Below are 20,236 nucleotides of genomic sequence, written 5' to 3'. Positions count from 1 at the left end.
ATCATGTCGCTGACAAGAGAAGCTATTGTTGAGAAGCTAAAACAGATCGTAGGCTCCGAACGAGTCATTACCGATGAAAAGGTGTTGCAGAAAAACAGCATTGACCGTTTCAGAAAATATGCCGATATCCACGGTATCTTCACGTTACCGCTACCGGCTGCGGTAGTGAAATTAGCCAATACTCAGCAGGTTTCAGAAGTGCTGGCATTCCTGAATAAAAATCATATTAACTGCGTACCGCGTACCGGTTCTTCTGCCACTGAAGGCGGTCTGGAAACGGTTGTAGAGAACTCTGTAGTTCTGGATGGCTCCGAGCTGAATCAGGTTATCAATATTGATATTGAGAATATGCAGGCTACCGCTCAGTGCGGCGTTGCGCTGGAAGTATTGGAGAATAAGCTGCGTGCCAAGGGGTATACCACCGGACATTCACCGCAGTCTAAACCATTAGCCCAAATGGGTGGATTAGTGGCAACCCGCAGCATCGGTCAGTTCTCAACGCTGTACGGTGCTATTGAAGATATGGTGGTTGGTCTTGAGGCGGTATTCCCTGATGGTACTGTTACCCGCATTAAAAACGTACCGCGTCGGGCTGCCGGGCCGGATATTCGCCATGTGATTATCGGTAATGAAGGTGCATTGTGTTATATCACTGAAGTTACAGTGAAAATATTCAAATATATGCCAGAAAATAACCTGTTCTATGGCTATATTCTGGATAACATGAAGACCGGCTTTGATATTCTGCGCGAAGTGATGGTTGAAGGATATCGGCCATCAATTGCACGTTTATATGATGCGGAAGATGGCTCTCAACACTTTACCCATTTTGCTGACGGCAAGTGCGTACTGATCTTTATGGCGGAAGGTGCCAAAGAGATTGCCCGTGCTACAGGTAACGGAATTGAAGCCATTGTGGCCCGCCATCCTGGCTGTCAGAGAGTGGACAGTAAGCTGATTGAAACCTGGTTCAATAACCTTAACTGGGGACCGGATAAGGTTGCCGCTGAGCGGGTACAAATCATGAAAACCAAGAACATGGGCTTCACTACTGAAGTTTCCGGTGACTGGCGTTCAATCAATAAAATTTATGAAAATGTGATTCACCGCATCCGTAATGAATTCCCTCATGCGGACGATATCACTATGCTTGGCGGTCACTCTTCTCACAGCTATATCAACGGTACCAATATGTACTTTGTGTATGACTACAACGTGGTGGACTGCTCGCCACAGGAAGAGATTGATAAGTACCATAACCCACTGAATAAAATCATTGTGGAAGAGACCATCAAGCTGGGTGGTTCTATGGTGCACCATCATGGTATTGGTAAACATCGTGTGCACTGGACTAAAGATGAGCACGGCTCTGCTTACTACATACTGAAAGCATTGAAAGAGGTGTATGACCCGAACGGTATTATGAATATCGGTACTATCTACCCGATTGAAAGTTAAAGCATCTCTGGCCGGGACCGTCTGTTTCAGACGGCCCGGTTTTTATATAAGGACTGCGAATGGTCGTTACTGCTGAATGAGAACAACTATGTTAATAGCCAACAGAACAATAGCGACACCTCCTAACCCTTCATCCGTTCGTATGGACGACATTCCCTTAAACCGTTTTCATATTAAAATCGCAGGCCTGACCTTTGGAGCGCATTTAACCGATGGTTATGTGCTGGGTGTCATCGGCTTTGCTCTGACGCAAATTAGCCCTCAAATGGGGCTGTCTCCCTTCTGGCAAGGAATGATTGGCAGTTCTGCGCTGTTTGGTCTGTTTATTGGTAGTCTGGTTCTGGGATGGATCTCCGATCATATTGGTCGTCAGAAGATATTCACCTTCAGCTTTGTGATCATTACTCTGGCGTCATTTTTACAGTTTTTTGCCTCTTCTCCTGAGCAGTTATTTTGGCTGCGGGTACTGGTAGGAATTGGCCTGGGAGGGGATTATTCCGTTGGTCATACTATGTTGGCGGAGTTTTCTCCGCGTAAACATCGTGGGCTATTGCTAGGCTCCTTCAGCGTGATCTGGACGGTAGGTTACGTCTCTGCCAGCTTTATGGGGCACTGGATGACGGATGCCGGACCGGATGCCTGGCGTTGGTTACTGGCATCGGCATCTATACCAGCGTTGTGTATTATGATTTTACGTTGGGGCACACCAGAGTCTCCGCGCTGGCTGATGCGCAAAGGCCGCATCGATGAAGCCCATGAAATCGTAAAGCGCTGCTTTGGTCCAAATGTAGTACTCAACGATGAGATTCCGGTAGAAACTGCCCGTCATTTACGCACGTTGTTCTCCCCCCGCTACTGGCGCAGAACCGCATTTAACAGTCTGTTTTTTGTCTGTCTGGTGATCCCATACTTTGCTATTTATACCTATCTGCCTTCTATGTTGCGGGCGCTTGGGTTAATCGAGAGTTTTGCCACCGATCTGATGTTGAATGGGTTATTGATTGTAGGGGCATTAATGGGGATCGGATTCACTCAGTTCTGTTCCCGCCGGGGCTTTTTGATTACGGCATTTGTGATCCTGATGCTAAGCCTGATGACCCTGGCGTTTGTTCCTTCCTCACAAACCGGCATTATGCTGTTTTTATTCGCCATTTTTACTCTGACTATTTCTGCGGTGAGCAATTTAGTTGGGGTTTTTCCGGCAGAAAGTTTTCCAACGGATATTCGCTCATTGGGAGTAGGTTTTGCCACCTCTATGAGCCGTTTAGGTTCGGCGATCAGCACCGGATTATTGCCTGTAGTCATACTGGCTTTGGGTATCCAGTACACCATGTTGATTTTGGTGGGGGTATTGCTGATAGGGCTATGGGTGTCGGTACTTTGGGCACCGGAAACAAAAAACCTGACGCTGGTAGGTGCATCAACAGTGAAAAAAGTACCACAACAAGAGAGGAGGGCGGACTGTGAAGATTTTGCTGGGTTTTAAAGCTTCGCCTGATTTAAGCATGATGGCAGAAAAGGACTGGCAGGCCGACGATAGTCTGCAAATTGATGTCAGCTTTACTCAAACCATGTTGAACTGCTTTGATGAGAGCGCGGCTGAACTAATGCTGATGGTGCGCGATAGCGCTGTCTGGCAAGAGGGAGAGCTTAATCTTAGTGCTCTGACCATTGGTGATAGCTGGGGAGAACATTACCTGAAACTGATGTATGCCCTCGGTTTTCACTCTGCAATCAGGGTTGATCCAACGCCATCAGTTGACCTGCGCTTTAATCCTCTGGCGATAGCAAAAATCATGCAGGCTTATCACCAGCAGATAGAACAACAGTCTTTGATAGTGTTGGGTATGCAGAGCAGCGAAGGCCATAACATGCAAACGGCAATGCTGTTAGCTGAACTATTGAACTGGCCTTGTATCACTCAGGTTTGTGATTTTCGAATTATCAGAGAGACCGGACAGATAATAGTGATTAGACAAACGGAAGATGAACAACAAAAGCTAACCATTAATACACCGGCGGTATTGGCAGTAGGTAATTCAACTCAGGCCAGTGCACTGCGGGTACCTACGCTGAAGCAGAAGCTGGCCGGAGCTAAAAATAGTATCCACCGTTATTCATTGAACGATTTGGGATTGGCTCCCCAGGTATTACAGCAGAAAAACGACAAGTTGCTAACTAAGCTTACGCGTCAGCAAAACCGACGCGGTGGAGTAATAATCGCCGGCGCAACACCGCAGGAGAAAGCCCGGCGGTTGTATCATGACTACCTGCAAGAGAGATTAGGCAGATGAAGATAGCGTTAATTCTCGATGCGGACTCACCTTCTTTTTTACAGCAGGCGCAGGAGATCAATCGGTTTTTACAGCAGAGTCAGCTAGCAGCCACAGAAGTGGCTCTGTGGCTATTTCATCAAAATGTTCAGCCAGATGATTTACCGCAGTTTGATTGTCCAATCACCCAGATTCAGTGGTTAAAAAGCCCTGAGTTACTGCTGGCAGATTCAGTGTTACCGCTGCTGGAGCAGGTTTACTCGATTTATCCGGCAGAATTATTGCTGTTTTCTGGTTGCTCGCTGGGAAATGAGCTGGCGACTCGTCTGGCTTTTCGTCTGAATGGTGCTTCCTGCCTGGGTGTGATTCGTGGACAGATGAATTCAGGCGGATGTCAGGTAGAAAAGTCAGTTTACGGCAACAATATGTTGGCAACGTTAACGCTACAGGTAGCCCCCCTGCTGTCTGGCCGTAGCCCGCCAGGGTGGGGTCGCTGCGTTAACTCAGGATTATCAGAGTATTGAGCAGCAACTGATACTAACCGAGGCTGAAATGCCGTCCTGGCTGATTGAACATCAGGTGAGCATACCAGAAGAGCAACCCCTACTTAACCGAGCTGAAAGGGTACTGGCTATCGGGCAGGGGGCTGGAAATAGTCAAAACGTCCAGCGACTGAATGAAATTGCTCAAGTATTGGGTGCTCAGTTAGGGGTTAGTCGTCCGGTGGCGATGAACGCCTGGAGCAGTATGTCGACCATGTTAGGAATGTCTGGTGCTTTGGTAGCACCAGAGGTTTGTATTACGGCTGGAGTATCCGGCGCGGCCGCTTTTTCGGTAGGAATTCGCCACAGTAAATTTATTGTGGCAATTAATACCGACCCGGATGCGGCTATTTTTTCTCAGGCCGATGTGGGTATTGTTGATGATATGAATACGGTATTAGAGGCGCTGGTAGCCTGCGTTCAACAATCAAATATTCGGGGGATGGTGTGAGTTTGCTGATGGACCTGCATACCCATACTATTGCCAGCGGTCATGCCTACAGCACTTTGAAAGAAAATCTGGAACAGGCCAGAGAAAGGGGATTACTGGTGATGGGTATTTCCGATCATTCTTGTGTTCCTCCTGCCTCAGCCATTCCGTATTATTTACGTAACTTTAAGGTATTTACCCCCTATATGCTGGGGATTCGGCTACTAAAAGGCGTTGAGGCGAATATTATCGACTATCAGGGCAGCATTGATGTCGGAGAGCAAGACCTGGCCCGACTGGATTATGTCATAGCCAGTTTACATCAACAGAATTTAGCACCGGGAAGCAAACAGCAGAATACACAGGCAATATGTGGCGCTATTTGTCATCCACAGGTAAATATTATTGGTCATCCCAATGATGGCGTTTATCCGATTGATTTTGCCGAAGTGGTGCCTTTAGCTAAACAGCATCGGGTAGCGTTAGAGTTAAACAATGCTACGTTACGCCCTAATGCCGGGCGCGAACGTCCCAGAGAACTGGCCATCGAGATGCTGGAATTGTGTAAACAGCACCAGACATCGGTGATTGTCGGCAGTGATAGCCATATTTATTATGACGTGGGTGAGTTTAGCGAAGCGGAAAAATTGTTGAGGGAAGTCCATTTCCCCGAGGCATTAGTGATTAATCATCAAATTGAACGATTATCCCGGATAAGAATTAATCCCTGATTGCCGTTACAACATCAAAACTTCAGTTGCCAGACACCGGTATTGGTGGTGGAAACTGCACTGGCGCCAGCATTCAAGGCATTAGTGGCATCTTCGTGATCGCAAACTAACCCTCCGGCAATAATGGGTAAATCTATCTGCTCTGCCACCCATCCCAGTACTTTAGGCATACAGCCCGGCAGAATCTCTATACAGTCAGGATTGGATTGAGCTATTTGCTTATCAATATTGTGAAATGAAATCGAGTCCAGCAGAAATATCCGGTGGATGCCGTAAAACCCTTGAGCTTTTGCCGCTTTAATCATTGAGGCTTTGGTGCTGATGATGCCATCGGCGGCGGTAACCAGCTTCAGAAAGTTAATCACGATCTCTTTATTGGAAGTTCCATCCAATAGATCAACGTGAATAAAGGCGTATTTGTCTGCTTTTTTGATACGCTGAACAATGGTGCCAATATTGCAGATATTGCCATACAGGATGGAGATAATTTTACAGTCTGATTCCAGAGCAGTATTCAGACTTTCAGTATCTTTTACCGCAGCAATGACGGGATGTTGTTTCAATAACTGCAGTATGGACACAGGCAAGATCTCCGCTTGGCTTTTATGATTTTTACTACCGTTCAGAGTACGGTAAAAAGTATCGGCGCAGGGTAGCACAACCGTGAATCGGCCTCCCTGCGGCACTTCACATATCCCATATTAGCCAAACCGAAAGGTTATTCCGTAACCAGCAGCGGGGTAACGCCAGCGCGCCAGCGTCTTTTCATCACAGAGTAATCGACAGGTACCACACTCCAGACAGCCATGGTAATCAAAACTCAGGCTGCCATCCTGATTGAGTTGATAAAGACCAGCAGGGCAGACATTAACCAACTGCTGTAATATTTGCCGATCGGGATGGTCCGCCGGAATGATATGAGGCTGGTTTTCGTCAATGACATAATGGTTTTTACTGAGTTTCACTTCCGTTTTCACAGGCTGCGTGCTCCCCGGAGCAGATCTTTAAATAGCGTCATCAAGCCAGCCTTGCGGGCATGTTTCCACAGAATGCTGCGCAGTGGCGGTGCCGGATGACGGTTAATTTCAAACAGCTCACGTAAAATATCGCTGGTCATTTGTGGGTATTCGGCAAAATAACGCGGATTTTGTAACAGGGTATCGGGTAACGAACGATACTGCTTTAGCACCGCCCAAAGGGTGCTGTTTTCCAGATGGGTTTGGTAAGCAGCCAGTGATGCCGCGCTGAAGTCATCTTTCTGTAGTGCTGTCGTCAGGGTATCGGCTACTGCCTGTGCGCTGATAACCGCCAGATCCATACCCCGTACGGTATGACCAGCATTTACACAAAATCCGGCTGCATCACCAGCAATCAGGTAACCTGCACCAAACGGCGGATTAAGCGCATTTAATCCCCCTTCGGGAATCAGGTGTGCGCCATATTCCAGCAGTTCAGTCTCTTTCAGTAATGGGCGCAACAGCGGATGTTGTTTAAAATTCTCCAGCATCTGCGGTAATGCATTTTTTCCATGACTCAGAACCGACAAATTACAGACTAATCCGATAGAGAGGGTATCGCGGTTAGTATATAAAAAACCGCCTCCCGCTTTTCCTGCGATAGCTTCACCGGCAAACAGCCAGGCGGCTCCCCGATCATTTTCCAGCGAAAAGCGTTCTTCAAGACGAGAACGGGGAAGGGCCAGTACTTCTTTAACGCCAACTCCCATCGTATGAGGCTGAGGCTTTTTGACTAACTGATGTTGCTCAGCCAGCAAAGAGTTAGCGCCTTCAGCCAGAACCACGACGCGGGCATCCAGCCGATCTTCACCAATCTGAACGCCACAAACGGTTCCATTTTCCTGAATCAGAGCATCCACCTGAACACCCGTCAGACATTGTGCTCCTGCATTTTGAGCCTGTTCCATTAACCAGGGATCAAAACGGGCGCGCAGCACGGAATAGGAGGTGGCATCCTGAGCAAATTCAGGGTGGCGATAATCCATAGTGACACTGGTTTCACCGGTCAGCAGGCTGAGTTTTTCCTGAGTAATTTGTCGTTCGATAGGGGCTGATAGAGCAAACCCGGGCAAAATGGTTTCGAGGCTATAACTATAAAGACGACCACCGGAGATATTCTTTCCCCCTGCCTGTTCCGCGCGCTCCAGCAGCAATACATTCACCCCTGCTCGTGCCAACAATAACGCACTGGTACAGCCAGCAATCCCACCACCGATAATGATGACATCAAATTTGTCGTCCATTAGCGCATCCCGCTAAACCAAATCAGAGCCTGATTATACCATCTGACCAGGGTGGTTTATTGATGCAGACAGGGATTATTCCAGCCAAAACCAGAAAATCTACAGAGATAATAGATTGATAGAATTAGTAATTAATGCGAATGCTGATGAGAAATCAGTGCCGGATTTTCTAAAAACTTATCTTGATGACAAAGTCTGATAATTTGGTTTCAGACCTTAAATCGCTAATCGTCGGGAGAGACCGCTGTTGGGGTCGACTTGGCGTAAGCCAACGAAGTGCCCCTAAGCGGGCTAGGCCCGACGCGCTCCTCAGCTAAGTACAGATGGTCTTCCGGCCGAGCACAAAGATAATATGAACACTTTGCTATTACGGCCGGAATATTCACTGATGCAAATTTTCAGAGGGATATATGCCCGACTAAAACTCAATCGCTATCTTACCCGTCATATGACCTTCCAACTGCTTCGCATGAGCCTGCGTGATAGTCTCTACACTAAGGCCATGTAACGTAGTATTCAGCGTACCTTTCAGCTCACCTTTATCAATCATATCGGCTACTCGCTGCAGAATACGACCTTGTTCCGCCATATCTGGCGTTTGGTACATGCTGCGGGTAAACATCAGTTCCCAGTGCAGAGCTACACCTTTAGAACGAATCAACGACTGCTCCAACGGCTGGGCACTTTCTACGATTGAACAAATATGACCGAACGGTGCAATAACTTCACTCATAGACTTCCAGTGACCATCGGTATCGTTCAGGCAGAAAATGTAATCAACCTGCTTGATATTGTGCTCTAACAGATTCTCTTGCAGATTGTGGTAATCAACGGTCAGATCGGCACCGCGTTCCAGACACCATTTAGCTGACTCAGGTCGGGAAGCGGTCGCAATAATGCGTACCTTGCTGCGTAACGCCGCCAGCGGAATCGCTAATGAACCAACACCCCCGGCACCGCCAATAATCAACAGCGTTTTATCACTACCAGCATCCTGAATTTTAAGATGTTCAAACAGACCTTCCCACGCGGTTAGTGCGGTCAGAGGGATCGCAGCAGACTCAACCCAGTTCAGGGATTTTGGTTTATGGCCAACAATACGTGAATCAATTAGTTGATGGGTAGTATTACTGCCTGAACGGGTAATATCTCCCGCATACCAGACTTCGTCACCAATAGAGAACCCTGTTGCTTTAGGACCAACAGCGACCACGATGCCAGTGGCGTCCCAACCCAGAATACGAGGTTGCTGCAAACCATTTTTCTTCAAACCGGCGTGAACTTTAGTATCTACCGGATTCATGGCAATCGCTTTAACCTCAACTAACAGGTCAAACTCACCGGGAGCTGCTTCAGGCACCGGTATTTGGATAAATTGTTGCGGGTTTGCCGGATCGACAGCAATAGCATATTTGGACATGGAAATATTCCTTTCAGGATAGTAATTGGCGTCCAGTCTAGCGGTACTCATAAAAAGGGATAAGATGAGTTTTGGCAAACAAACTGTTTATCTATGGCGAACAATGATGTTTAAACAATTGCAGGATATGGCACTATTTACTCTGGTGGTGGAAACCGGCAGCTTTACTGCTGCCGCTAAACGAGCAGGGCTACCTAAATCAAGCGTCAGCCAGCGAATAAGCCATCTGGAGCAGGAGTTAGGGCTACGTTTACTGATGAGAACCACCCGTCAGCTAAGTCTGACCTTTGCCGGAGAACGTTATCTGGTTCACTGTCAGGAGATGATGCAAGCATCGGAGCGGGCCAGCCAGTCACTACAAATGTTGAAGGCATCACCCAGCGGCAGAGTGAGGATCACTGCTCCAGCAGGACTGGCAGTAACGCTGTTAGCGCCCATAGTGACTGATTTTCAGCTGCGTTATCCGGAGGTATCAATAGAAGTTTATGTTTCAGATACGGTAACCGATCTGGTAGGGGCTGGATTTGATTTGGGTATCCGTACCGGAAAACCGCAGGACTTCACGCTAATTGGGCGCTTTCTTGGCCTGTATCCTCGCTATTTACTGGCCTCTCCGCAATATTTATCTCAGGTAGAACCAGTCACACACCCCAGTCAATTGGAACATCATCGCTGCATTACTCACCGCGCCTGGTCAGAGTGTTTATTACGTAAAGGGGACGAAACCTACCGCTGGCTACAGACAGCGCACCACGTTACTGACAACTTACTGTATGCGCGCCAGTGTGCCATAGCTGGTGCCGGCATCACATTTCTACCGTCATTTCTGGCAACAACAGTAGTGCAGCAGGGATTATTACAGCCAGTACTGGAAGAGTGGCGTGCGGAAGGAAACGAACTTTATCTGGTTTATCCTAATCGCACATTAAATATGCCAGCACTGGAACGCTTTGTTGAGGCGGTAATGACCCACCCTCTGGTCACAGAGTATGCTGCAGGACCAAAAGCAAAACGCTAAACCTGACTTTCAGCCGCTTTTTCCCGTAGTTTATCGGACTGAATGATCTCAATGGCAGCTGAAGCTGGAGCAAAAGCGCGCATCCAGAGAACTTTAGCCACATCGCTTGCCTGAATTGATTTCCACTTGCCGGGAAATAGTTTGAATATTGGCGCTGCAATTAGCTCATTAGCACGTGGAGTTGGCCGATTACCAAGTAGCATTGAAGGACGAGCAATGGTTAGATGCGGCCAGTGCTGGGCCATCAAACTCTGCTCCATTTCACCTTTGGTCCGGTTATAGAAGAACCATGATTTAGCATTGGCGCCTATTGCGCTGACCACCAGATAGTGAGTTGCTCCTAACTGCAGTGCGGTTTTTCCGCCATGTACCGGTAAAATCACATCGCTAAAGTGAAAAGCCTCACGACTGCCAGCTGCTTTTATCGTACTGCCAAGACAACAAAAAGCGATATCAACCGGTTCTGTCAGCCCATCCAGAAGTGCCTGTAAGTCATCACCAACCGAATTAATCACCTTAGAACCGACACCCGATAACGGACGACGACTTGGTGCATAAATGCGATTAACTCGCGAATCGGACTCCAGCATACTCAGTAACTGGCTACCGATAAGCCCACTGGCTCCAAGTATTAAAACGGTTTTTGGCATAGTGGCTCCGGATAGTATTAATAAATTCATTAGAGAACTGACGAAAATCAATCGGAGGGAGAGGGTGCCGTGGGGGTCGACTTGGCGTAAGCCAACGACAAACAGGCAAAGCCTGTTTGAACAGCGCTTGCGCTGGCCCGAAGGGTGAAACACCGCAAGGTGTTTCATAACTTCCCGTAGGCAGCCTAGGCCCGACGCGCTCTGGTGCTAAGTACGAATTGTTTACCGGCCGATCACAATGACAATATATAACTATTTTGCTCTTACGGCTGGAATATCCAACAATTCTAATGATAAAGCCCCAATCCGGGGCTTTATCAATAACTCTTACAATAAGAATAGACCAGAACTACTTGGCAATCTTCTTATATTTAATACGGTGAGGTTCCAGCGCTTCAGCTCCCAGCGTGCGTTTCTTCCACTCCTCGTATTCAGTAAAGTTACCTTCAAAGAACTCAACTTTACCTTCATCGCCGTAGTCCAGAATATGAGTAGCGATACGGTCAAGGAACCAACGGTCATGGGAAATAACCATCACACAACCTGGGAACTCCAGCAGGGCGTTTTCCAGTGCGCGCAGGGTTTCAATATCCAGATCGTTGGTTGGTTCATCAAGCAGTAACATGTTGCCGCCAACCTGCAACAGCTTAGCCAGATGCAGACGACCACGTTCACCACCAGACAGCTCGCCAACGCGTTTGCCCTGATCGGTACCTTTAAAGTTGAAGCGGCCTACGTAAGCGCGGCTTGGTAATTCAAAGTTACCAATCTTCATGATATCCAGACCACCGGAAACTTCTTCCCATACGGTCTTGCTGTTGTCCATACTGTCACGGAACTGATCCACAGAAGCCAGCTTCACGGTTTCCCCTAAGACAATGCTACCGCTATCAGGTTGTTCTTGTTGTGAAATCATACGGAACAGCGTGGATTTACCAGCACCGTTAGGGCCGATAATACCGACGATAGCACCCTTCGGAATCGCGAAAGACAAATCGTCAATCAGCATACGATCGCCATAGGACTTGGTCAGATTGCTGACTTCCAGTACCTTATCACCGATGCGCGGGCCCGGTGGAATAAACAATTCGCTGGTTTCGTTACGTTTTTGATACTCAACGTTGTTCAGTTCATCAAAGCGGGCAAGACGCGCCTTGCTCTTGGCCTGACGACCTTTAGGATTCTGACGAACCCACTCCAGCTCTTTTTCAATCGACTTACGACGAGCGGCTTCAGAAGAGGCTTCTTGCTCCAGTCGCTTATCTTTTTGTTCCAGCCATGAAGAATAGTTACCTTCCCATGGAATACCTTCACCACGGTCAAGTTCAAGGATCCAACCGGCAACGTTATCAAGGAAGTAACGGTCATGGGTAATCGCAACCACAGTACCTTCATAATCGTGAAGGAAGCGTTCCAACCAGGCGACAGATTCCGCATCAAGGTGGTTAGTTGGTTCGTCGAGCAGCAGCATATCTGGCTTTTCCAGCAGCAGACGACACAGCGCTACGCGGCGACGTTCACCACCGGATAAGTGCTCTACTTTGGCATCCCAGGGTGGTAAACGCAGAGCATCTGCTGCACGTTCCAACTGGTTATCGAGGTTATGACCATCGTGAGATTGAATAATGGCTTCCATCTCGCCTTGCTGTTTTGCCAGCTTGTCAAAATCAGCATCTGGTTCAGCATACGCAGCATAAATCTCATCTAAACGAGTGAGTGCATTCTTCACTTCGCTAACCGCTTCTTCTACCGCCTCGCGTACGGTTTGCTCTGGATTTAGCTTAGGTTCCTGCGGCAAATAACCAATCTTGATACCTGGCTGTGGGCGTGCTTCACCTTCAATGTCGGTATCGATCCCCGCCATAATGCGTAATAAGGTTGATTTACCTGCGCCGTTTAAACCCAACACACCAATTTTGGCGCCGGGAAAGAAACTGAGAGAAATATTTTTCAGAATATGCCTTTTCGGGGGAACAACTTTCCCAACCCGATGCATCGTGTAGACGTATTGTGCCACTGTATTATAAGCCTCTTAATTACTGGGTTTTTTGATTATCCATATTTTTTATGGGGTATGGATGGGACATTTTTACTTAATTTCTCATTTAATAATGAAATTTGATTGGCGCTCTGTTCTGGCATCCAATCACCATAAACGCTATATAACATTTGCGCTGAACTATGCCCCATTTGTGATGCTATGAAAGTAGGGTTAGCTCCAGCAGATAAAGACCAGCAGGCATAGGTATGTCTAGATTGGTATGCGTTTCGATGGCGTAGCTTGGCTCTTTTTATGATTCTGTCCCAGTTGTCACCGAGAGAGGTTGCTGCAAAGTTTACCCCAGCATTATTACCTTTAGCATTGATCATAGGACTAAACACAAACGTGCATTGATCCTTTCTCGTCTTCCCATATTCTCTAAGATGAATAATAACGTCATGTTTTTCATTTAGTCGAGTAAGTGCTTGTTGCTTTTTTAGCGCATCTAATGCTGGCTTTAGTAACTGTATAGCTCGATCAGTTCCTGCATCCGTTTTTGGCAAAGTAAACTGCTTAACGCTAGTCCAGTTTCGGCGGACTGTTATTGTTTCTTTGATTAGATCAATGTCTTCCCATGACAGAGCGCAGATTTCTCCATGCCTCATACCAGTATAAAACGCTACCGTCCATAAGTTAATTGTTTGTTCATCGAGACAAGCATTAATAAATCGCTCAAACTCTTCCGTGGTTAGCGGGTCGGGTTTATCTTTGCTACGCTTAAGCTTTGTCACGATCCTCATTGGATTTTTTCCTATATAATCGTTGGCGTACGCAAATTTAAATACACTGGCTACACACGTCATATAATCATTGACTGTTGCCACTGTCCTTCCGATCTTTAATGTCTTTCTTCGTCTTGCTGGCCGGTGCTTACCTGTTAACAACTCATTACGCAGGTTTAGCAAATCTTCACCAGTGATTGATGTTATCAATCGATCTTTGCCTATTATCTGTCCGCAGGTTTCTAATTTACAAATATAACGTCTCATAGCATTCAATGATATTTCAGGCTGCTTTATCCGTAAAAACTTATCAAACATAGTCCCAATTGAAATATCATTAACTGAATTACCTATGAGTTTTTTTGCTTGCTTTGAATTAGGAAACCTCTCTAAATAATCAAAATTCCCTGTTTTTATGGCGTAGGTGACTGACTGGCGAAGTTCTGAGGCATCCTTTCTATTTTTTGGTGTGTCGGGGATCGACAACGGTTCACGCACCCTCTCTCCCTGATACATGAACCATATTCTTAGAAAACCGCCGTGATTTTCTACGCCGGTTGGGTATGTGATCTTTTTATTCATTGGCGATCCCCTCTCAGACTGGAGATAGTATTAGATTATTGGTTGTTTGGCAGCTTGTTTTGCTATCCATTTATTTATGGCTGGAAGGTTGTACATTGCTTCACTTTTTCTTTTTGGTTCCCCAGTGCTTGATACCAATATATATTCAAGTCCTTGTCTCCACGATTTTAGACGGCAATTTCTTATTTTCCCTTCTTTAAGTCCAGTAATAGCTGACAAAACATCGGCTGTAACCCATTCGTTAGGGGTTAGTTGAATGACATCACCCATATCTACCTCTCTTTAAATTGCCCATTAATAACCCCCACCTCACGCGTAAGCGCCAGCAAACCAAACTTGACGTTTAATGCTGCAATTTCTTCATAGTGCTTTAAGATGATCGGGCGGGTTATTTCTGGTGCTGTGCTGTTTGCTTCTTTGAGGGCTTTCGCGCATCGTTTAGCGACGGATTTAACGGCGTTCGGTGTCTCGTATGCCATTGTCTACCATTCCCACCCTGTATTTTTCACATAGCTGATTAGCGTATGCTTTGGTGTCTTCAATATCAGAGAAATCTCCCACACAGACATAACTCTCATCTATGCCCTCAATGCGGTATACGCTGTAGAATTCCGGGTCAACATCACAACGCTGAATGTACCCGTCGAAGTCCTCAATCACACCATACAGATCGATAGCCATTACAGCAGCCTCATGTGAGACTTCAATGTCATATTCGTCAATGAGTTTGATCATGCTGCCTTAACTCCTTCTAAAATATCGTTTCCGATAAATTCCAATGTTTCCCGTGATACGGTTGTAAATGAACAGCAGGGTGTTCGATATGGTCGCCAGATGATTAACAGACTGCCTTTACTATTACCGTTCTTACCGGGCTTACCTGTGCCGTTGTTGATGAAGGATAAGCGGCCACCGATGATAATTCTCACCTCATCAGCACTCTCTAGAGCCAGACGAAACCAGCCGGTCGAAGTATCAGCCGGTAACAGCATTACTATCGGTTGGCGCTGCTTCTTGCACTGTTCAGCGGCCTTGTTAATCCACGGTGTGATGTTGGAATATGGGGGGTTACAGAATATAGCACCGTACGATGTCCAGTCGCACGACAGGGCATCATCTTTCTCAGATAGGTAATGAGCACAGAGGGCGCTATCTCTTTTCGCTTCCGCATCCAGATAAAATCCGAATTCAGCATCCAGTGCGTGGAAGATATTATCCGGTGTCTGCCATAGGTCTCTTATGGCATATGGTGTGTTACTTCCGCCAAAGTCAGTCATGAGGCCACCTGAATTTGCTTGTCGTGAGTAAACTGACCATCCCAGTTAGCCTTCATTGGTAATTTAGCCTGCCGGTATAAAGTAAATATCCGTTCAGCACCTTTTCGCAGTAGAACAGGCTGAAATTTAATGAAGTCCTCCCCACCATGAACGCTAATTTTGTGTTGATGCTCCGTGAGGTACTTATCGCGGGCATATGACGCACAGCGCCAGCGGGTGCCGGATTTACTTTCGTTAAATAGCCAATTTCTCTCAGCTAAATAGCTGTTAATTTGCTGAGTGTTGACGCCGTTGAGCATTTTACAGAACTGAGTTGTGGTCATGCCTTCTTTGAACAGATTTTTCAGGTCGTTAATTTCAGCTTCCTGCTCTTTATTGACGAGCGTAAGTGCCTCTTCATTTTTCTTACTGGTGAGTAGCTCTTCCAGCGCTTCAATGTAGGTAGATGGTAGGGCAGGGTGTGTTGCTTGTTCTTCCAATTCCTGCCAGCGATCAACAAGTCGAGCAGTGAATTCAGGGCAAAGTTGAGCAACCACGACATAGCTATTTCGCTTATTGACATGATAAATAGTTCCTGGACGCCCACCAGAGGACTTTTCCACAGTCTGTGTAAAAGTAATAATCCCTTTTTCTGCCAAAGTTTCTATGGTTCGCTTTACACTGTCAGGACGCGATCCTACCAATTCTGCAATTTCAACATGTGACATGGTTAAGTTTTTATTTTCAATAATCACTCACCCTCCGGTGCTGGTGCTGGTGCTGGTGCTATCATTAGGCGGTGAGGCTTTTTTAGTGCCAGTCATTCTGGCTTCAAGCATTTTCCAGACCGTTTCATACTCAGGCCAGTCGGATTCAATGACTACGCAATCAAGCGGCTGCTTGCCGTAGTCTTGTCTTCTCTCCGCAATCAACAGGCCAATTTCATCTAAAGCGGTCCGCTGCTGTGCGCTTAAGTGCTGATAAATATCTTTTCTCTTCATAACTAAATACCGGTTTTCGCGCTCAAATGGCGCTTTGATATCAGTCATTGCTCTCTCCCAGTGCTTTAGCGATAGCCACACGAGCTGCATCAAACGCAGGCGTTGTAATCGCTACGTCTTCCGCATCAACTGCGTCAAGGTCGTTGAGGATGTTTCCCATATGCTCCATTGCCGATAGAGATAATTGCAGGGCTTCCAGTAGTTCAGCGTTGATTGTTTCTGGTGGGTGGGTGTAGAGCGGGATATCAAGACCAAATCCGTGCGGCTCTTGCCACATGTCGGCATAACCATATGGAAACGTTAACTCCTCTGCGTCGGTGAATGCCACAGGTTTCTGCTCTTTCTCTGCCTGTCTGCGCTCCAGTAGCTCACGCGCCATTGATTGCCACTGTTCGGGTAAGTCCTTATCATTGGCGAAGCGGCGTAATTGTTCTTCGGTTAGTTTGTTATGCATCTGTAGGTACTCCATCAATACACCACAGGCGGTTTTTAATAATTATCCCGTCGAGAACAACAATATCTGATGTTATTACTGTCCTATCCATTTCAGGATTTAAGCCTGATGATAAGTTTTTCTTGTGATAATCCAGTTCCGATTTAAAATCATCGCTCGTGAGCCCAGTTACTTTTACGTTATCGAATGTGACCATTGGAGACCTCTATGGAAATTAAGGGTGATTTATATGTGTTGTTACACAGTCAAACGCAGGGATGTTTTCATATTGAGAAAATGGGAGTGATGTTGCGCAAAAATGTGAATACTTTTCTATCGGGTAATAAGGTGGACTACATACCTCTTGCTATTGCTGCCACAATTGATGAGCTGGAAGAGATGAAAGCTAATTTGATTGAGGCGAGAGCTAAGGTTGTTCCTTTTCGCTCCCCTGATAAGCATTAAAAACCCCGCACTTGGCGGGGTGGTTTAGTCGATTGTCTTAGCAGTAGGCATTAAATGGCATGTCTATCATCTCCGTGATGAACATACCGAATTTCCTAGCGGTTCCTTGTACGATTTCTTCGGGCGTATTGCAGACGCCGCTGAATCTCTCTTCCTGACCGGTGACATTATCACGGTAGCTCAAGCTGATGTGGTAGCGGAAGTCTGGTTTTTGTCGCTTGGGTTTGACTAATGGACGATTTAGTAGCTCAGCTTCCATGCGATTAAACTCACAGATATATGCTTCTTTGAATGCTGCTGCTTTTTTACCGGTGAATCCCATGACCAGAAAAATAAAGCCGTCTTTGGTCATTTCGTACATGGGCAGTTTGCGTCCAGTGGAGTCAGTGTATTCACTGGGCTGAAAATTAAGCCGAGTGAATTCTGGCGAACAATCCAGTGATTCTATCTTTTGGATTACGTTTTTATGTTGCTTGATAAAGTAATCGGCAACCGATTGTGAAGTGGTGACAACTTTACCGTCATGGATTATTACGTTTGGTAAAGATAAAGAGATTTGAGTATTCATTTTTACGTCCTTACTGTTTGTTCAATTGACCCATTGTTCAGATGGGTGGTCGGGTACTTGAACACCGCAGTAAGACGGCCAGCAGTTTTCCCCTTGGGGGTGTTGTATATACTGCTCGCTACCCGACCATAACAATCTATGGACGTAAAAAACCACATGGCTGTCGAGTGTGGTAATCGCTTACTGAGGTGTGTTCAGCACCTGCAGCGAATATACCCCGACATCAGGCAGCAGTCAATAATCGTCATACTCGGTGCCCCTCATTGAAGAGCACCTGGTATAACTCTTTGCGCTCCCTCCCCGTAGCATTCAGTCTGTAGGTAGCAAAATGAGGGAGTTCGACGCTTTATCTGGGCGATCGTTACTTTCACGCGTTTCCGCTGCTAGCTAGTCCACTTCATGCCTTGTGAAGTTGTTCCGGCTTTCCGAGTTATTAAAGAGCAGTTACGTCGATAAACCAGCCTGGCTTTCACCTCTGGGTTGGTTTGATGGAATGATGATAGTTAAGGCGATTTAATTAATCAATCACAAAAGCGATTTATTAATCGTTAAATCTATATTGCGGTGATTTTTAAGCGAATTTAGTTCGAAAAAATTTTCACCGGACGGCGGAATTAGGAGTGGGATTTGTGACGGAGAGCAGAAAAAGGACGAAAAAAATCCCCGGTGAAGGGGATTGGTGATGGGGAAGTCGTGCGGGGCGAGTAGTTTATTGTTGCGAAAGTATAAATTGAACCTGAAAATTTCTAAGCAACTCATTTGTTCTAATGGTTTTAACATTAAAATAGTCGCAGATGTCAGGAATTTTAGGCTTACATCCATTGTTTTTATCTCTAACTTCATGAGTTACAACAATAGAATCTGTCGCTTTTGCTTTCGCTATAATCCAAGGGTCTGCTACAGATAGGAAGCTTTGTATGTGCGGTAAACTATTTTTATGCCTTGGAATATATTCTTTTTGAACGTAATTAGCGATATCTCCAAAATATCTCTGGGTTTCTCTGTCATCAACATTTTGAAAAAATTGTTTTATATTTTTTGACCAAGTGCATACTTCATCATCACGTTTCTGTAATTCATCAAAAACATTTCGAATACTTATCAATTGACCATCTACAAACTTAGATCCCATGAAATCCCAAAAACCAGGGCACAGATCAAAACAATAATAATCACTTTGGGCTTGAATAAAGATATTTGCATCAATAAGATAGCTCAAAACCCCAACTCCTTCCGAGCAAAATCATATAATTTATTTGGCTGTATTCCGGTTAGGCTTTGCGCCTCTCTTAGGAGCATTTTACCTTCTAGGGCCTGAGTCGCAACGGCCACAGCTAAACGTTCGCTAATCCTAACTTTTTGGTTTCTATTATAAGATCCGCCATTAGAGGGTGCTTTTTCATTTATTTTACTTACGAACTGACTATATTCATGCTTGCTTATTAACTTTAAATATTCTGCGCGGCGGGCTATTACCCAGCTACTGACTCTAAATATGTCTTTTAAGTTATCTATATTTTCTTCAATGGAATTATTTGGATCCCATTTTTCTAAAAAGATATTTTCTGGCGTTAAGTATTCTGCCGCCGCGGCATTACAAATCATTTCTTCTTTTTCTCTGGAGTTTAGAGATAAATCAGAAATTGCAGATTGACCAAGAATTAAATGAGAAAACTCATGAACCAAAGTGAATAGCTGTGCTGCTTTTGCATCATTTGTATTAATGAATATCACGGGGGCTATTTTATCTGCAATACAAAACCCCCTAAAGTCATCAACACTTATTGGTCTAGTATTGTTGCTCTTAACAACACCACTACGCATCACAAGCACTCCCTGAGACTCTATTTTTTTCACCATAGCAGAGAAAAAATCTTTCCATTTCCCTTTTGTTGGCGGTATCTGTAGGTCTATGTATTGTTTTATAGTAACTACTATCTCTTTAGGTTTGCTGTTGGATGGCAATGCACCGACAAGCTCTACATCAGGAAGTCCATTACTAGTCGCATATTCCCTGTACCAATCCTGTTTAACCAACACATCACTGATAGTATCTTTCAACTCAATACTTATATGATTATTTCTACCGCCAACTGTCCTTCTGTCAGGAATAGGTAGTTTTTCTTCTGGAGGGTTGTCGAGGTATAAGTACCCAAATGGTATTTTAGTTATGCTGGCATATCGCTGGGCTTGAGCAAAAGAAATTGGCTCATTTCCTTTCTCCCACGCAATGATTGTATCAACAGGCTTTTTGAATTTTTCAGCAATATAATCGACAGAGAGAGATGCTCGGCACCTCGCCCACGTCAATATATTATTGTTAATAAATGCCTGAATCATTGTATACCCTAAAGTTTATGAACCATGTCAATAAGTCAAGTATGGT

At 45.7% G+C, this 20,236-nt stretch carries 24 protein-coding genes and 1 pseudogene; 8 read left to right on the top strand and 17 right to left on the bottom strand.

Features of this window, described 5'->3' with window-relative positions; genetic code table 11:
• Window positions 1–3 precede the first annotated feature (3 nt).
• The 6 genes from GOL65_RS12590 to GOL65_RS12565 all read left to right on the top strand — a co-directional run bounded on the left by GOL65_RS12590 (window position 4) and on the right by GOL65_RS12565 (window position 5,434).
• Entirely contained in the window at window positions 4–1,458 is a 1,455-nt protein-coding gene (locus GOL65_RS12590) for an FAD-binding oxidoreductase (RefSeq protein WP_140919073.1), read from the top strand.
• A gap of 109 nt (window positions 1,459–1,567) precedes the next feature.
• The gene (locus GOL65_RS12585) at window positions 1,568–2,944 is read left to right on the top strand and encodes an MFS transporter (RefSeq protein WP_407657499.1); all 1,377 of its coding nucleotides are present in this window, start codon (window positions 1,568–1,570) and stop codon (window positions 2,942–2,944) included.
• A complete protein-coding gene (locus GOL65_RS12580) occupies window positions 2,922–3,752 on the top strand; it encodes an electron transfer flavoprotein subunit beta/FixA family protein (RefSeq protein ID WP_140919072.1) in 831 nt (276 codons plus the stop codon). The genes GOL65_RS12585 and GOL65_RS12580 overlap by 23 nt, the downstream gene beginning before the upstream one ends.
• Window positions 3,749–4,255, top strand: coding sequence for a hypothetical protein (locus GOL65_RS12575; RefSeq protein WP_140919071.1), 507 nt, complete (start codon window positions 3,749–3,751; stop codon window positions 4,253–4,255). The genes GOL65_RS12580 and GOL65_RS12575 overlap by 4 nt, the downstream gene beginning before the upstream one ends.
• A 28-nt stretch (window positions 4,256–4,283) precedes the next feature.
• Window positions 4,284–4,724, top strand: coding sequence for an electron transfer flavoprotein subunit alpha/FixB family protein (locus GOL65_RS12570; protein ID WP_140919070.1), 441 nt, complete (start codon window positions 4,284–4,286; stop codon window positions 4,722–4,724).
• Entirely contained in the window at window positions 4,721–5,434 is a 714-nt protein-coding gene (locus GOL65_RS12565) for a phosphatase (protein ID WP_140919069.1), read from the top strand. Before GOL65_RS12570 ends, GOL65_RS12565 begins: the two co-directional genes overlap by 4 nt.
• Window positions 5,435–5,448: 14 nt before the next feature.
• On the opposite strand, the gene GOL65_RS12560 is transcribed toward GOL65_RS12565, so the two are convergent.
• From GOL65_RS12560 to GOL65_RS12545, 4 genes are all read right to left on the bottom strand, one after another.
• Entirely contained in the window at window positions 5,449–6,015 is a 567-nt protein-coding gene (locus GOL65_RS12560) for a glycerol-3-phosphate responsive antiterminator (RefSeq protein ID WP_140919068.1), read from the bottom strand.
• A gap of 120 nt (window positions 6,016–6,135) precedes the next feature.
• Complete coding sequence (locus GOL65_RS12555; protein ID WP_407657481.1) at window positions 6,136–6,411, bottom strand: ferredoxin family protein; 276 nt, start codon at window positions 6,409–6,411, stop codon at window positions 6,136–6,138.
• Window positions 6,408–7,694: an FAD-dependent oxidoreductase gene (locus GOL65_RS12550; RefSeq protein ID WP_140919067.1), complete on the bottom strand. Its 1,287-nt coding sequence runs from the start codon at window positions 7,692–7,694 to the stop codon at window positions 6,408–6,410. The genes GOL65_RS12555 and GOL65_RS12550 overlap by 4 nt, the downstream gene beginning before the upstream one ends.
• Before the next feature lie 418 nt (window positions 7,695–8,112).
• A complete protein-coding gene (locus tag GOL65_RS12545) occupies window positions 8,113–9,114 on the bottom strand; it encodes a zinc-binding alcohol dehydrogenase family protein (protein ID WP_140919066.1) in 1,002 nt (333 codons plus the stop codon).
• Between the two features lie 106 nt (window positions 9,115–9,220).
• Here GOL65_RS12545 and GOL65_RS12540 point away from each other — a divergent pair, with 106 nt between their 5' ends.
• Window positions 9,221–10,132, top strand: coding sequence for a LysR family transcriptional regulator (locus GOL65_RS12540; protein WP_140919192.1), 912 nt, complete (start codon window positions 9,221–9,223; stop codon window positions 10,130–10,132).
• Here GOL65_RS12540 and GOL65_RS12535 read toward each other — a convergent pair.
• The 10 genes from GOL65_RS12535 to GOL65_RS12490 form a co-directional block, all read right to left on the bottom strand.
• Window positions 10,129–10,782 carry a Rossmann-fold NAD(P)-binding domain-containing protein gene (locus GOL65_RS12535; protein WP_140919065.1) on the bottom strand — a complete coding sequence of 218 codons (654 nt, stop codon included), beginning with the start codon at window positions 10,780–10,782 and terminating at the stop codon, window positions 10,129–10,131. The two genes, GOL65_RS12540 and GOL65_RS12535, sit on opposite strands and share 4 nt — an antisense overlap.
• A 349-nt stretch (window positions 10,783–11,131) precedes the next feature.
• Window positions 11,132–12,799 (bottom strand): energy-dependent translational throttle protein EttA, encoded by a 1,668-nt coding sequence (gene ettA / locus GOL65_RS12530; RefSeq protein WP_140919064.1) that lies wholly within the window; start codon window positions 12,797–12,799, stop codon window positions 11,132–11,134.
• 35 nt (window positions 12,800–12,834) lie between these two features.
• The gene (locus GOL65_RS12525) at window positions 12,835–14,127 is read right to left on the bottom strand and encodes a site-specific integrase (protein WP_140919063.1); all 1,293 of its coding nucleotides are present in this window, start codon (window positions 14,125–14,127) and stop codon (window positions 12,835–12,837) included.
• A gap of 30 nt (window positions 14,128–14,157) precedes the next feature.
• On the bottom strand, window positions 14,158–14,397 hold the full coding sequence (gene xisR, locus GOL65_RS12520; protein WP_140919062.1) for an excisionase family protein: 240 nt from the start codon (window positions 14,395–14,397) through the stop codon (window positions 14,158–14,160).
• Between the two features lie 2 nt (window positions 14,398–14,399).
• Window positions 14,400–14,606 (bottom strand): hypothetical protein, encoded by a 207-nt coding sequence (locus GOL65_RS12515; protein WP_140919061.1) that lies wholly within the window; start codon window positions 14,604–14,606, stop codon window positions 14,400–14,402.
• Window positions 14,578–14,862: a hypothetical protein gene (locus GOL65_RS12510; RefSeq protein WP_140919060.1), complete on the bottom strand. Its 285-nt coding sequence runs from the start codon at window positions 14,860–14,862 to the stop codon at window positions 14,578–14,580. Before GOL65_RS12510 ends, GOL65_RS12515 begins: the two co-directional genes overlap by 29 nt.
• Entirely contained in the window at window positions 14,859–15,404 is a 546-nt protein-coding gene (locus GOL65_RS12505) for a phage N-6-adenine-methyltransferase (protein ID WP_140919059.1), read from the bottom strand. The genes GOL65_RS12510 and GOL65_RS12505 overlap by 4 nt, the downstream gene beginning before the upstream one ends.
• Window positions 15,401–16,138, bottom strand: a complete 738-nt coding sequence (locus GOL65_RS12500) for a Rha family transcriptional regulator (protein ID WP_228723097.1) — start codon at window positions 16,136–16,138, stop codon at window positions 15,401–15,403. The genes GOL65_RS12505 and GOL65_RS12500 overlap by 4 nt, the downstream gene beginning before the upstream one ends.
• Entirely contained in the window at window positions 16,139–16,432 is a 294-nt protein-coding gene (locus tag GOL65_RS12495; protein WP_179038338.1) for a hypothetical protein, read from the bottom strand. It lies immediately after the preceding gene.
• Window positions 16,425–16,838, bottom strand: coding sequence for a hypothetical protein (locus GOL65_RS12490; protein WP_140919057.1), 414 nt, complete (start codon window positions 16,836–16,838; stop codon window positions 16,425–16,427). The genes GOL65_RS12495 and GOL65_RS12490 overlap by 8 nt, the downstream gene beginning before the upstream one ends.
• A gap of 207 nt (window positions 16,839–17,045) precedes the next feature.
• Here GOL65_RS12490 and GOL65_RS12485 point away from each other — a divergent pair, with 207 nt between their 5' ends.
• Complete coding sequence (locus GOL65_RS12485; protein ID WP_140919056.1) at window positions 17,046–17,282, top strand: hypothetical protein; 237 nt, start codon at window positions 17,046–17,048, stop codon at window positions 17,280–17,282.
• Window positions 17,283–17,526: 244 nt separating this feature from the next.
• Here GOL65_RS12485 and GOL65_RS22225 read toward each other — a convergent pair.
• The 3 genes and pseudogenes from GOL65_RS22225 to GOL65_RS12470 all read right to left on the bottom strand — a co-directional run.
• Window positions 17,527–17,850 (bottom strand): annotated as a pseudogene (locus tag GOL65_RS22225) (Rha family transcriptional regulator); the annotation flags it as partial.
• A gap of 709 nt (window positions 17,851–18,559) precedes the next feature.
• The gene (locus tag GOL65_RS12475; protein WP_140919054.1) at window positions 18,560–19,069 is read right to left on the bottom strand and encodes a DUF4411 family protein; all 510 of its coding nucleotides are present in this window, start codon (window positions 19,067–19,069) and stop codon (window positions 18,560–18,562) included.
• Window positions 19,066–20,190, bottom strand: a complete 1,125-nt coding sequence (locus tag GOL65_RS12470; protein ID WP_140919053.1) for an ImmA/IrrE family metallo-endopeptidase — start codon at window positions 20,188–20,190, stop codon at window positions 19,066–19,068. Before GOL65_RS12470 ends, GOL65_RS12475 begins: the two co-directional genes overlap by 4 nt.
• Between the last annotated feature and the right edge of the window lie 46 nt (window positions 20,191–20,236).

The organism is Limnobaculum xujianqingii, assembly GCF_013394855.1.
GTDB classification, from domain to species: domain Bacteria; phylum Pseudomonadota; class Gammaproteobacteria; order Enterobacterales; family Enterobacteriaceae; genus Limnobaculum; species Limnobaculum xujianqingii.
This window is presented reverse-complemented; position numbering and strand designations above follow the sequence as displayed.

Coding starts and splice junctions, on each gene's coding strand:
- GOL65_RS12525 (WP_140919063.1), bottom strand. CDS start 14,127: ATGAATAAAAAGATCACATACCCAACCGGCGTAGAAAATCACGGCGGT.
- GOL65_RS12505 (WP_140919059.1), bottom strand. CDS start 15,404: ATGACTGACTTTGGCGGAAGTAACACACCATATGCCATAAGAGACCTA.
- GOL65_RS12510 (WP_140919060.1), bottom strand. CDS start 14,862: ATGATCAAACTCATTGACGAATATGACATTGAAGTCTCACATGAGGCT.
- GOL65_RS12540 (WP_140919192.1), top strand. CDS start 9,221: ATGTTTAAACAATTGCAGGATATGGCACTATTTACTCTGGTGGTGGAA.
- GOL65_RS12590 (WP_140919073.1), top strand. CDS start 4: ATGTCGCTGACAAGAGAAGCTATTGTTGAGAAGCTAAAACAGATCGTA.
- GOL65_RS12470 (WP_140919053.1), bottom strand. CDS start 20,190: ATGATTCAGGCATTTATTAACAATAATATATTGACGTGGGCGAGGTGC.
- GOL65_RS12570 (WP_140919070.1), top strand. CDS start 4,284: ATGCCGTCCTGGCTGATTGAACATCAGGTGAGCATACCAGAAGAGCAA.
- GOL65_RS12515 (WP_140919061.1), bottom strand. CDS start 14,606: ATGGCATACGAGACACCGAACGCCGTTAAATCCGTCGCTAAACGATGC.
- GOL65_RS12495 (WP_179038338.1), bottom strand. CDS start 16,432: ATGACTGATATCAAAGCGCCATTTGAGCGCGAAAACCGGTATTTAGTT.
- xisR (WP_140919062.1), bottom strand. CDS start 14,397: ATGGGTGATGTCATTCAACTAACCCCTAACGAATGGGTTACAGCCGAT.
- GOL65_RS12485 (WP_140919056.1), top strand. CDS start 17,046: ATGGAAATTAAGGGTGATTTATATGTGTTGTTACACAGTCAAACGCAG.
- GOL65_RS12550 (WP_140919067.1), bottom strand. CDS start 7,694: ATGGACGACAAATTTGATGTCATCATTATCGGTGGTGGGATTGCTGGC.
- GOL65_RS12535 (WP_140919065.1), bottom strand. CDS start 10,782: ATGCCAAAAACCGTTTTAATACTTGGAGCCAGTGGGCTTATCGGTAGC.
- GOL65_RS12545 (WP_140919066.1), bottom strand. CDS start 9,114: ATGTCCAAATATGCTATTGCTGTCGATCCGGCAAACCCGCAACAATTT.
- GOL65_RS12575 (WP_140919071.1), top strand. CDS start 3,749: ATGAAGATAGCGTTAATTCTCGATGCGGACTCACCTTCTTTTTTACAG.
- GOL65_RS12490 (WP_140919057.1), bottom strand. CDS start 16,838: ATGCATAACAAACTAACCGAAGAACAATTACGCCGCTTCGCCAATGAT.